This window comes from Thermoplasmatales archaeon (genome assembly GCA_014361195.1).
In the GTDB taxonomy this organism is placed as follows: Archaea; Thermoplasmatota; E2; order UBA202; family JdFR-43; genus JACIWB01.
This window is the reverse complement of record JACIWA010000005.1, coordinates 22326-37419: the sequence shown is the minus strand read 5'-3', so window position 1 is coordinate 37419 and position 15094 is coordinate 22326. Positions and strand designations below refer to the sequence as shown.

General features: G+C 37.0%; 2 protein-coding genes. Both read left to right on the top strand.

The window, feature by feature from the left end:
• Nucleotides 1-29: 29 nt before the first annotated feature.
• Nucleotides 30-11021 (top strand): choice-of-anchor J domain-containing protein, encoded by a 10992-nt coding sequence (locus H5T44_04210; GenBank protein ID MBC7081429.1) that lies wholly within the window; start codon nt 30-32, stop codon nt 11019-11021.
• Between the two features lie 18 nt (nt 11022-11039).
• Nucleotides 11040-15059, top strand: coding sequence for a tandem-95 repeat protein (locus H5T44_04205; GenBank protein ID MBC7081428.1), 4020 nt, complete (start codon nt 11040-11042; stop codon nt 15057-15059).
• Nucleotides 15060-15094: the final 35 nt, after the last annotated feature.

Sequence of the window (15094 nt, the reverse complement as noted above, 5' to 3'; positions counted from 1 at the left end):
TAACGATGCAATCTATTAGGGGGATAAAAATGAAAGAAAAAAATGCGATAGGTAGTTTGGTGTTGAGAAGGGGTATAGTGACCGCAGTAGCAATCCTGTTGCTTGGAACAGGATTAATGATGCTTCTTGAAACAAAAGCGAAGACGGATCCATTTACTATAACTGGATATGTATATGATGAAAATGGCTATACTTTGGAGGGAGCAACTGTAAGAATAAGAGATGAACATACAGGAGCATGGGGAGAAAATATAACAGATGTAGATGGCAGGTATAGCATAACTCTTGGAGGAGGGACATCAGCTCCGCCATGGATGGAATGGTACGATGGCGATCCACTGCTTGCAATTGCTACTTATGATGGAAGGGAAGGAAGAAGCTTTACATATATTGATGAAAGTGAAATTGATAACCAGGGATATATGTGGCTGAACATAACTCTTGGAACACCAAAGACAACAAAAACAGTTGGTGAGCCAGAATTCAAAAAATATGATTTTGACAATGGCTCTGCAAATCATGGCTATCTCGTTTCTCCTATAATAAATGTTACCCAAGATGTTGCTTGGCTATCTTTCTGGACATGGTGGCAAATTGAAGGAGTGGAGCCATCAAGCTGTGATTTAATGAATGTATATATTTCAACTGATGGAGGATACAATTGGAATTTATTAAAAACTTTAAATCCAGATAGTAATCCGACTGAGCCAGAGGATAGGGATTACTTATATTATGGATCAGGAGGATTTAACACCCCGCCCGCATGGGTGTATGAAAGCATAGATATATCCGCATATGTCCCAGATGAAATTGTAATAATATTTGAATTTAATACAGTTAATGAGTCATATAATTACTGGGAAGGATGGTATATAGATGACATAAGGATAACTGAATTTGGAGGAAATGTTCCATTTAGCGATGATGTTGAAAATGGAGTGCAGAATTGGACATATAATGGATTATGGCATATAACCAATCATAGAAGAAAATCAGCAAGCCATTCATGGTATTATGGAATTGAAAAGAGCTATGTAACAAATGAAACATCATTTACTCTTGAAGCAGAAGGAGATTATGATAGAATACTATATAGAATAAATGGTGGAGATTGGACTGAATATGAAGGTCCATTCAATCTTCCTGAGGAATGTGAGCATATAATTGAGTTCTATGCAGGAAATGGAACAAATAGTGAGCCAGTTAATAGGCAAATTCATTATGTTGATAATAGCCCATCACCAAGAGAAGAGGAATATGAATTTGGTGAGCCAAATTCAATTTTGAATTATGGAGGAGATATTTATACCGCAATCAAGAAATGTACTCCAATGATAATATATGCCTATGATTTGCCAGAAGGATGTGCTTCTGGAGTAGAGTGGCTCAATTATTCAATATGGTGGAATCCAAATGAGCCAAATAATTATCAAAAGATTAAGGAAGTTAAAGTTCATGACAATGATGCAAATGATACTGATAAGAGAGTTGGATTTATTACAGTTGAATTGTGCTTCAATGAGGAATGCTTCCATGAAATAAAATGGGATATAGTTGATTATCTCGGGCATGAGCATCAACAATATTCAGTTGATATTGCGGTTGATGCAACACCTCCAACAATAAATAAAACAATAGGAGAGCCAAAATATATTGATGAGCGGGGATGGCTATGGGTGAATTGCTCAACTCCTATATGGTTTAATGTTACAGATGATGGATGCGGAGGAGGAGTAGGAGTATGGATGTTTGGAATGAATATATATTGGAATGAGACAAGAGTTCCAGGAGGGCAACAGCAACTCCTTACACCTGTTGATCAGATTGTTGTTGTTGATAACCTTGCTGAAATAACAATGACGCTTTATGATGAAAGCCAAAATGCAACAATTATTGTTAATACAACAACAACAGAATTAGGAAAATTGCTCTCAAACCCAGTTAATACAACATGGTACTATGAAGGGGATGAATATAATATTACCAACTGGACTGATAATGGAAATGGTACTTTGGATTATTGCGATTATATAAGATTTTATAATATGCCTCAAACATGGCATGTTGAAAATATAACAATTGTAGTAAAGGACTTAAATCCAGAATATGGAAAGATATCTTATCTATTCCACTTTGGAGATTTGCCAGAAAGATATAGAGAATGCTTCCATGAGCCAGAAATATGGGCAATTGACTATGTTGGCAATAATTATACATTTAAAGAAAAAGATATGGTTGATTGCACACCTCCAGCAATAAGAAAAGATATAGAAAAAATAACCGCTCTTCAGCAAATAGAGAGGAATAACAGTTCAGATACAAGTACAACTGATTATCAGAGCTTCAAGGCACCATGGAGCTATATAGATGCGGTAAGTGTTTATGTAAATGGAACATTTAACAGCGCATATCCAATATGGATAGAAATTTATGGAGACGATGAGGGCGAACCAGGCGATTTGCTTGCAGAAACTGAACCGCTATATAGAGATGGAGATTATACTGGATGGCTACAATTCCACCTGCCAGAGAGGTTATATGTTGAGCATGGCGCTACTTACTGGATTGGATTGAATTACTATGGCCAACCACCAATCAAATGGGAGGCAAAGAGCAATTATCCGAATCCAGGGCCATATGCGGATGGAGTTGCAATGGTAGATGGAGAAATAAAAAATTCATGGGACTTCACATTCAAGATTGAATATTATGCAATTTATCCATATAATTATCCATATATGTATTCACTGTACAATGAAACACTTGTTGACCATCTCAACAATACATGGCTAACAAGTCAGGCAATTCTTGATTTGTCTTCATGGGATGAGGGATGCATGGGTGGAGTTGGATTGAAGAGCCTGATGTATAGAATATATTTCAATGAAACATGGCATCCAATTGATTTAACTGATGCATATTGTGGAAATAGCAATATAACTCTAATTGATGGAAAATACTGGTATGTTGCAATAGGTGATGAGATAGAATTTACAAGAATTAAATTCCATGAGGAATGCACTCATTATATTGAGATAAGAGCTGAAGACCTTGTTGGAAATGTTCGAATTGTAAATCAAACCCATTATGTTGACAACAGCCCGCCAAAGCTTAAAGTTGAATATCCAGATGAACATGGCTTCTACTTTGATGAGCAGACAGGAAAGATGTTTGTAAGGGCATGCAAGGAATTTTATCTCAACTTAACTGATGAGCCAGAATGCTGGGTAGGATGGCGCGATTTCATATTCTATTTCAGATATGAATATACAAACTTCACAACTCCTTACATAGAGAAACATCCTATGAATGAAAATGATACTCAATATGGAGAAGTTGTGAATATAGGTGGTGAGCTATGGTGGGAGATTACCCCACAAACACCTTCAATAACATTGCACTTTGAGGAAGAATGCTATCATAAGATTTATTACTTCTATAATGCAAGTGATTGGCTAGATAATTCAATAGTCAGCGATGTTTTAATAGAAGAAATTTATGTTGATAAATTTGAGCCAGAAGTAAGCAAAGAGCATCCATGGTGCTACAAGGAAGAGGAATCAATATACTTGCATCCTCTTGTTGATGTTGATGATGGTGGGATAGTTTATGAAGAGCTTTATCCAGAATATGGCAGAGGGTATTATCTGATAGATGGTTTTGAAAAATATGGAAACTTGTACTGGATTATGCATGATGAAAAATATAATGTAGATAGGTTATATCAAGTTGAACCAATAGCATATACATTGTATTTATACACTACAACAAATAATGAATACATATATCTCGTATATCATGGAGGAGAAGAGCCATTTGAAATTGGCTCGCTATGGCATGAAGTTTATCCAGATTACTGCAACATTTATGAAATTGTAGGATATAACAATGATGTAATACTTAAGAATCAAACAGGAGAAGAATCAGAATGGAGCATTGAATATGATTTTAGCGACTATCAAACATTTACAGCATATCTATACAATGAAACAAATGAGGAATATATGTATATTGAATATGTTGGAGGAGAAGATCCATTTGCAGATGGCTCGCTATGGCATGAAGTTTATCCAGAATTCAGCACATATTATGTAGTTATAAATTACAATGTAACTCATTTCATCCTTTACAATACAAAGACAGGAAAGGAATCAGAATGGTTGGTTGAAGAGATAAGCGAGGGAGATATTAAACTCAAGCCAGTTTCATATATAAGGGCATGTGATAGAATTAATCTAACAGCAAAGGATATGCCCGACATACTTAAACTTGTTGACCAGTTCCAGAATCTGGGTGACAGAGAAGATGAACTTCAATTAAGGCAGAGCATTCCAAACTGGCCTTGGGATGCCCAGACCTTCCAGGTAAGTGAGAACATTTCCGCAATAAATGAGGTGTGGCTGTGGCTTGACTGGACAGGAGATGCAAATGTTACACTATACCTCCATAATGATGTTCCATTCCTTCCTGGAAATGAGCTCGGCAGTAAAACAGTTCATCTCACAGGTTCCAGCACGGGCGAGTGGGTGAAATTTGTCTTTGATGAACCAGTCAGTGTTGAATCAGGGCATACCTATATAATTGATGCATTCCGTGAAAATGGCTCACTTGTGCACTGGTATCATGCAGATGTTGATGTATATTCAGCGGGAGCACCGTATATAAGCAGTGAGCAGTCAGAAGGCGACTGGAAGTTTGCAATTGTTGCATATCGTGAAAATCCATGTGCAAGTGGAATAGAGGGAATATATTATGCCTATGAAATTGGCTGGGATGAGCAAATTCGTCATCCAGCAAATGAAACAGATGCCCCGCATGGAGAAAAGATTGTTGATATAACTCAATATTACAGCGAGGAAGAAATTGATTATTATTTCAATGGTTATAATTTATGGTATGAATATGATGAAAGCATAGGTGTGCATTTCTATGAGGAGTGCGTGCACTGGTTGTATTACTGGGCAAAGGACAATGTATGCCATCACACGCCAGTATATATGCAGGTTTATGAAGTTGATGAGTTTGAACCAGTAGTAAGCAAGGAACATCCAGAGCATGGCTACTACACACCTGTTGAAATAGATGTTGATGATACTTTTGAAAATGAAACAGATTGGCTTGAAGGAACATTCCATGTAAGAGATGCATGGTATTGGAGCTATGCAGATGGATGGATACCAAATCCAGAAGGGCAATATAGAGATAAGATACAATATATTAACTTCACAATATACAATAACGATATGACACATGATTTAATATTGCGTTTGCATGTTGAGGAAATCTTTGGTGATAGTGGAATAACTCTTGAAAACGGAAGCGATGTAAATTACAAGGTTTATACAGTAAATGTTCCAGCGGGCTCATCCTTGGTTTATACAATCAATGTTTATGATAATCTTGAATTCTTAAGAATGGGAGTATGGCAATGGTGGGCTGAAGTGGAGAATGTAACTCAATATCTGAGAGCCGGAGTAAGAATCAATTTATCTGCTTATGACCCAGGAGACCATCCATCGGGCATAGAAAACATTTATTACAGGTATGAATGGAATGGAAACTATTATCCAGTGCCAGGGCATCCAGCAGCAAGGAATGGAAGCGAAATTCAGCCGGATGTTCCAGAAATAGCAAACTACTGGTGGTTCATATATGATGATAGCAGAGGAATAGTATTCAATGAGGAATGCCAGCATGATTTGTATTACTTTGCAAAGGATAGGGCATGCCATAATAGCACATTGCATCATCAGATTTATTATGTAGATGCAAGTTCGCCAGAAGTAGAGGAAATACTTCCAGAGCATGGAGCAATTGGAAACACAACCACAAGCTTATATGAAAGCTTTGAGGCACCATTTGGAAATGGATGGGCAGTTGTGGATGGAGATGGAAGCACATGGAGCATAAAATCAGAAGAGCCATTGTTCCTGTGGCAAGATAATATTGCTCATTCTGGAAGATATGCGGCAATGGCATGGACTTATAGCTCACCATGTGCATGGTTAATAACTCCAAAGATAACAATTCCAGAAGATGGAAATCTAACATTCTGGTATAAGGTATATTATGGTGGCTCTGCTGGCTTAAAGGTTGGAGTAAATAACATAACCACACAGACAGATACAAGTGCATTTGTTGAGGTATGGGATTCTGGCATATTCAGCGACACATCTTACAGGCATGTGGAAATTGATTTATCAGAATATGCTGGGCAGGAAGTATATATTGGCTTCCACTGCTATTATTTAAGCAATGTATTCCCATACAACGGTCTGCTGGTAGATGATGTATGGGTTGGCTCAATTCATAGAATTGCAACATTGCTTGATGATGATGTTGAAAATAGCATAATATGGAGCATAGATGATTTAACTGTTAAGCAGACAAGCTACTGGCAGCTTGTAAATAGGTTACCAGTTGCTTCTCCGCCCTCTCCAGGATGGAGCGAAAATCTTCCAAATAAGCCAGCAGCATGGTGCGGAGATTTAAGCCTTGGAAATGCTCAAAATGGAGGCGGGCTATATGCATGCAACTGGGATGATACCTTAACAATTAAAAATCCAATTGATTTATCAGGTGCAACAGGTACAGTTAGTTTGTCATTCAATATATGGTACTATTTGCAAACCGATGATAATTTATACATTGAAGCAAGCAATGACAGCATTAACTGGACAGTTCTTGAAACAATCAGCGGGCAGAGTGGATGGATAACAAAGACAATAGATATGTCTCAATATATTGGAAATTCAACGGTATGGATAAGATTCAGGTTTGTAAGCGATGATAGTTATAACGGCCAGTATAATGGAGTATTCATAGATAATGTTACTGTAAAAAATGAAACAGAATTTTATTTCACTCCCGATTTCTTCAATACACTTGCAAACTGGAATGCGGAGATGCTTGAAACAAGCAAATGGCATGTAACAGATTATGATTCTCATTCTGAAAATCATTCATGGTATTGTGGAGTTGAGCCAGCTTATCAATATCTAAATTGCATGAATGATGCACTTATAAGCGGGGATATTGATTTAACTACTGGCTATGCTGGAAAGAAAGCAATGCTAATTTTCTGGCATAAATATGATATGGACAATGATTATGGTGATGCAGCATATGTTGAAGTATATGCAGATGGAACATGGCAACAACTTGCAAGTTATTCTGGAAGCAGGGACTGGGTGCAGGAATTCATTGATTTAAGCAACTATATAGGAAAGATAATTAAGATAAGATTCAGGTTCTATAGCAATTACTATACAACAGATGAGGGATGGTTCGTGGATGATATAAAGGTTGAAATAAGAGAAGTCGAAGAAGCGATATTTGAGGATAAATTTGATATGTACAAGCATACAGTTGATGCAGTAGCTGTTCCAAGATTCCCGCCAACAGATGGCTTAACTGAATATGGAGACTGGAGAAGAGAAGGAAATTATGCCGGCAACTGCTATTATGGATGGGAGCAATATGTCAGCCCATGGTTTGATGGAAGTATAGCGGATGCTGCTGTTGTGCATGGCTATTATTATGGTGAGCAGGAAGAATATCTATATTCACCTGTAATTTATGATTTGCCAAAATTCAGCAATTTAACCTTCAGGCACTATTTCGAGAGCGATTATGCTTCTGCATATGTATATCTAATAGATGAAAGCGGAACATGGCATCTGTTGAAATCATTTAGCAGTGATGTGCATGATGATATTGAGGACATTCCTCTCTGGGACTATTATGGACAGGACATACAGATAGTATTCTACTTCCATACTCCAAATGGATATGGAAATCATAATACTGATTACTGGGCAATCTTCTGGGTTGATATAACTTCACATGGCTTCCTCAGAGCATGTGCTCCGATAACAATAAATGCTTCTGACCTGCCAGAAAATGAATGCGCTGTTGGAATAGATGCAATATACTGGAGATATGAAGTGAATGGCGAGGAAGGAGAAGGATATGGAGATGAATATCTATGTGGATGTGAAATTCCAGGAATAAGCGAGGAAGATGAGGAAATTTATGACTACTATTGGTGGGCAATTTATGATAATGACGAATATGATAATGATTCAAGAGTTGGATATATTTCATTTGAAGCCCATCTACCAGAGAATTGCACACATGATTTATACTACTTTGCAAAGGATAAATTATGCCATAGCAGCGAACTTAAGCACGAGCGCTGGTATGTAGATGGTACACCACCAGAAACATGGCTTGGCATCAGCTGGGGAGAGCATCCATGGATACCGAAGAATAATGAGAGTGGTAACAAAACCTATTATACACCACAAGAGGTTAAGCCAGAAGTAATATGTATAAATGATGATGTGCACTTCTATGCAAATCATTCTGGCGAGGCATGCATTTATCCATATAACTGGCAGAACAATACATATTATAGATGGGTATGGTATAATGAGAGCAGTGGCTTATATGAATTCTATCCAACTCCAGACACTCCAGGAGCAATAAATGGAAGCAGCATAGTTGTTTCACAGCATGCTGACTTAATACAGTTTAACGATGACGAAGATTTCTGGTTTGGACAGAATCCGCCATTTGGTGGCTACATATACTGGATGCATTATGAAGAGCCATTCTATTTCACTGAGGGATGCGAGCACTGGTTATATTACTTCAGCAAGGATGATTTATGCAATACAGAAGAGCCAGTTGTATGGCATGTGGGCGTAGATGATAAGGCGCCAGAAAGCAAATTAGATTTTGAAATAACAAATGGCAACCTATATTACAATGAAACTTCAAATGTATATTACTTCCAGAATTGCTCATGGGTTGTAATAAATACAACGGATCTGCCAAGAAATCCAGATTGTCAGACAGGAATATGGTATATCGAGTACACAGTATGGAGATGGATGGGCGAGAGCGTAGATGTGTATTTAGCCACAAATCAGATACTTCCGGCAAATACGCCTGTCTATATGGATGGTGACTTGGTTGGCTGGATTATTTCAGGTATAGACAGTAATAATAATAAGGTATGGGACTATGGCGATTATGTAACTATTAGTTGGCTTACAACCAGTCCGTATCATCCTGGTGAGACACTATTCTATCTCATTAAAGAGATAAGTGGTACACCGGGCTCATATAAGGTTACATTAGGCGATCCATATGCATCTGGCTGGAAAGAACCACTCAAATCCTGGACAAGAGTATATACAAGTGATATACCATCGGTAGGCGATGGAATCAAATGCGACAAATGGTACGATGAAGAGGGAAGAGAATACATACGAATATGGATACACCTTGGCGAGTTGGCGAACTCTTTCGCATGTGGCAAATATGAAATACACTGGATAGTGTATGATTACAATAATATGACAGAAGGAGAGAAGAAGCAGGATGTTATTATAGATTGCACACCTCCAAGAACAAAGAAAGAATTTGAAATGCCATATGTTGAGGAAACAATTGCTGGAGATGAAGTAATTCACTGGGTAAGACCGGATACAAAGATATGGCTGAATGCAAGTGAAGATTTCGCATGGGATAGTGGAGTAAATGAAATATGGTATCAGTTCTGGAATGAACAGCCAATATTGCTATGGAAATTAAATGATGCAAACCATAGCAAACATTACTTTACTGTTGAGGAAGCAGTGAAGATAATATTAAATGATCCAGATGCAACTGTTGAGGATTACTTCAATGCCCGCCCAAGCTTGAACAAGACAATAATTGAAATATATCACTGGGCTGTTGATAATGTTGGACATGTTGAAGATAAGCAGAAGAGCAAACAGCATATCTACATTGATTATATGCCACCTACTTCAAGAGTGGATGAAATAATTCCATATGAGAGAGATGAAATTCCATTCGACATAGATGTTGTTGATATTGTTGACCATGGAAGCGAAGTAAGTGGACCAGTAGGAGTATGCAAGGTAGAGGTTTATTACTCATACAGCGAAAACAATATAACATGGAGCGACTGGATGCTTTATACAACATTCAACATTCCATATGAGCAGCGCCTTGATGTTCCAAATCAAACATTCAGCTTCAATGCTCCAGAAGGTGGAGGATGGTATCGCTTCATAAGCATTGCCTATGATTGCCTGGGCAATGAAGAAGTGCCACCATATGAGCATGGAACATATGATGCTGAATGCTTCGTTGCTCTTGATAGAGAGCCACCAGTGATAGCAAAGGAATATGGACAGCCATCAATTGAAATAGAACTCGATGGAGAAACTGGTCATGCAATTACAAGCAATACAATGATATACTTAAATGCAACAGATATGCCAGAAGAAAACTATGTTGGACTTGATAAGATATACTGGAGCTTTGATGGAACAATGTGGTATGAAACACCGAGCTTCTCTGGAGCAAGATATGGAAGTGTAAGCTTCGCCCCAGAGGATTTCGGATTGAGCGAAGGCATAGTATATCATCTGTTCTTCAAGGCAAGTGATATGCGCGGACAGATGAGCGATGAAATGAAGCAGAAATTCATAATTGATAATAGCCCACCAGAAACAAGCATAGTTATAGGAAACAATAGCACAATGCCATTTGATATCACAATAAATGCAAATGATGAAATTGCTGGAGTTAAATTGATAAAACTATACTTCAGATATAGCAGCGATGGCTCAACATGGACAGAATGGCAGGAATATGGAAGCTATAATGGAAGCAGTTATACATTCAGCTTCATATACAAGCCAAGCGAATTCTGCTACTACAAGCCAGGATACTATGAATTCTATGCCTATGCAGAAGATAATCTTGGAAATGCAAAGGGTGAGCCAGTTGCAGAAGCAAGCTGCTATGTGCCTCCAATCAAAGAAGATTTCAATGGAGATGGAAGAGTAAATGTGATTGATTTATACTACATAATTTCAAACTGGTTCAAAGATACAAGCAGCCCAGATTGGGAGACAGTGCAGATATATGACCTGGATAACAGCGGAAAAATAGATGCAGGAGACATATACATGCTAATACTGAAATGGACAGGTTAAAAGGGGTGAAAACAAATGATGAAGAAAGACACTAGGAAAGGACTAATCTTCTTCCTTTCTTTTATTCTTTTATTTTCTTCTTTGCCCACCCTTGCTCAGGTTCCGCATGTTGGTAGCGGAGAAATTGCAACAAAAGAAGTATATGTTTATGACAGCGAAGAAAATCCAATAGAAGATGCATATGTAGAAATATACAATGAAGACTATTCATATCATGTAGGGGATTGGACAGATGAAAACGGATATGCAAGCTTCACAATGCCTCCAGGAGAATATACAATTAAAGTAGATGACATCTATTCAGACAGCTCTTATGTTGTATATAAAGAAACCTTTACAATAGAAGCAGGGCAAACATTACCAAATAATGTAGTTGTTGAAATTGCAACAAAAGAAGTATATGTTTATGATAGCGAAGGAAATCCAATAGAAGATGCATATGTAGAAATATACAATGAAGACTATTCATATCATGTAGGGGATTGGACAGATGAAAATGGATATGCAAGCTTTACAATGCCTCCAGGAGAATATACAATTAAAGTAGATGACATCTATTCAGACAGCTCTTATGTTGTATATAAAGAAACCTTTACAATAGAAGCAGGGCAAACATTACCAAATAATGTAGTTGTTGAAATTGCAACAAAAGAAGTATATGTTTATGATAGCGAAGGAAATCCAATAGAAGATGCATATGTAGAAATATACAATGAAGACTATTCATATCATGTAGGGGATTGGACAGATGAAAATGGATATGCAAGCTTTACAATGCCTCCAGGAGAATATACAATTGAGGTAGAAAAAGAAGGTTATCCATCACATTCAGAGAACTTCACAATAAAAGCAGGAGAAATATTAGTAAATGAAATTCATCTTGGTTTAATAATAAACACTCCACCTGTTGCAGTTGATGACAGCTATGAAACAGATGAAGATACAACATTAACCATAGATGCTTCAACAGGAGTGCTGGCAAATGATTATGATGCAGATGAAGATACTTTAACAGCTGTTCTTGTTGATGCTCCAGCTCATGGAACTTTAACATTAAATCCAGATGGTTCATTTACATATACTCCAGATGCAGATTATAACGGCGAGGATACATTTACATATCAGGCATATGATGGACAAGATTATTCAAACATTGCAACAGTTACAATAACAATAAATCCAGTAAATGAGGCACCTGTTGCAGTTGATGATGAAGTAAAAACACCTCAAAACTTTCCTGTTTTGATAAATGTAACGGAAAATGACTATGATACAGATGGAAGCATAAATTTAGCAAGCATAGAAATTACTCAAGCTCCAGCCCATGGAAGTGTATCAGTAAATGCAGATGGAACAGTATTATATACACCAGATGCGGGCTTTACAGGCATTGATGAGTTCAAATATAAAGTTAAGGACAATGAAGGAGCATGGAGCAATGAAGCAACAGTTAGGGTAGAAGTTTATATTCCAAAAATGAGCATATCGCCATCATTCCAGGCAGTTGAGAAAGGAGAAGAATTTACAGTTGATATTGTTGTGGAGGCAGAAAATATCTATGCAGTGGAGTGTTTCATTGAATTTAATTCAACCCTTCTTGAGGCAATAAAAGTTGAAAATGGAGATATGTTTGAAAGTTTAAACAGTAGTGGGATAATAAACAATACAGCTGGTAGAATAGATAATATTATGGGCTTCACCTTCCTAGATCAGCCTGCTTCCGGCGGCGTTTTTGCAACAATTACATTTAAAGCAAAAGAAGCAGGAAATGCATCTATAAACTTTGATCCTGAAACTGAGAATGGTGAACCACTATGTATGGTTGTAGATGTAGAAAACCATCCCTATCCTCTTGTTTTTGAAAATGCAACAGTTGAAATAAGAAATCCACCTGTGTATTTGCTGATTGAGCCGGCATATCAAATAACAAAGGATAAGGCAACATTCAATATCAGTTTAAATCCAAATGGAAATGAAATTAGCGCTATTGGCTTTGAAATAATTTTTGATCCAGATAATTTCAGTGTAACAAATGTTATCGACGGCGGATTATTCAATTTTATTTACCCAATTATAAATAATACGAAAGGATCCGTCATAGTAAGTGTAACACAACTTCCGCCAGCTCCACCCGTAACAGAAGAAGGGTTGCTTGCAACAATAGAATTTGAGGCAAAACAGACAGGAATAAGTGAAATTAATATAATAAATGTTGATACTTATCCACCTCTCTATGTCATAACTCAGAATGCAACTCTTGAAGCTGATTTAACTCCACCAGAAACAACATTAACATTTGGCTTACCTTATTATTTTGATGGAACAAATCACTGGATTACTTCAGCCACGCAAATAACATTAACAGCAGTTGATATAGGGGTAGGAGTAGAAGCAATTTACTATTCATTCGATGGAGCAACATGGATTGAATATACTTCTCCATTTACAATAGATGATGAAGGCACTCATACAATAGAATACTATGCAGTTGATTATCTTGGAAATGAAGAAGAAATAAAGAGCATAGAAGTAAAAGTTGATAATAGCGAGCCAACAATAACAAAAGAATTTGAAGGAGCAATATACAATGAGCATATAACATCTCAAACAACAATTTATCTAAATTCAACAGATACTGGCCTATGTGCTGTTGGCTCAGTTCATCTAAATGTAAAAGTATATAATGCATCAACTGGACAATTAATTTATGATGAATGGAATAATGTAACAAGCGGAACAGCAACACTCAGCTTTACAATTGATGAAGAATGCACTCACTGGATTAACATAACTTCAATTGATGACTTAGGAAATACTGCATGGCATAATCAAACAGTTTATGTTGATAATACTCCACCAGAAACAACTCACTTGCAGGGAACAATCGGAGATAATAACTGGTATAAGAGCAATGTAATTTTGAATTTAACAGCAACCGACGAAAAAAGTGGAGTAAATAAAATATATTATAAGATTGATGCTGGTGCTTGGAATGAATATACATCAAATGTTACAATCTCAAGCGAGGGACAGCATACAATTTATTATTACAGCATAGACAATTTAGGAAACACGGAAGCAGAAAAGAACATATCAATTAAAATAGATAAAACAGCTCCAACCGCAAGCCATAGCCTAGCTGGTACGCTTGTTGATGGAAAATACACAACAGATGTAACAATTTCATTCTCTGCCTCAGATACTGTTTCAGGAGTAAGCAGAATAATTTATAAGATAGATGGAACAAGCTACACTATTAGTGACTCCTATGGAAGCCATACAGTTTCATCAGAAGGAAGCCATACTGTAGAATATTATGCCGTTGATAATGCAGGAAATACTGGCTCAATCAATTCATTCTCATTTACAATTCAGAAGAACAAGCCACCTGTTGCAAACTTCACATACAGTCCATTGCAACCATATGATACAGATACAATAACCTTTGCAGATAGAAGCTATGATCCAGATGGAAGCATAGTAAATTGGACATGGGACTTTGGAGATGGAAACATAAGTTATGCCCAAAATCCAACTCATAAATACGCAGATAATGGCACATATGTGGTTAAATTAACAGTAAAAGATGATAAGGGAGCAAATGCCTCAACTTCACAGATAATAGAAGTAAGAAACAAGCCACCGACAGCATTGATAACATATTCTCCGGATAAACCAAAACCAAAGGAAGATATCAACTTCACTTCCCTTTCAACGGATGAGGATGGAAGCATTGTCAATTGGACATGGAACTTTGGAGATGGAAATATAAGCTATGAGCAGAATCCAAAGCATGCATACGAAAAAGAAGGAACATATAATGTAACATTGATTGTAAAAGACAACGATGGCGCAACCGCAGAAAAAGTCATACAGATAGAGATAAAAGCTGAAAAAGTGAATATATGGCTATATCTGATAATAATAGTAATACTCATCATAATAGCAATAGCAGTCTTTGCAATCTGGAGGAGAAGAAGCAAGGGAGAAAAAAAGGAAACAGAGGAAAAGAAGGAAGAAAAGAAGCCAAAGAAATAATCCCCTCCTTCTCTTTTTATTTTGTGAAAATTTAA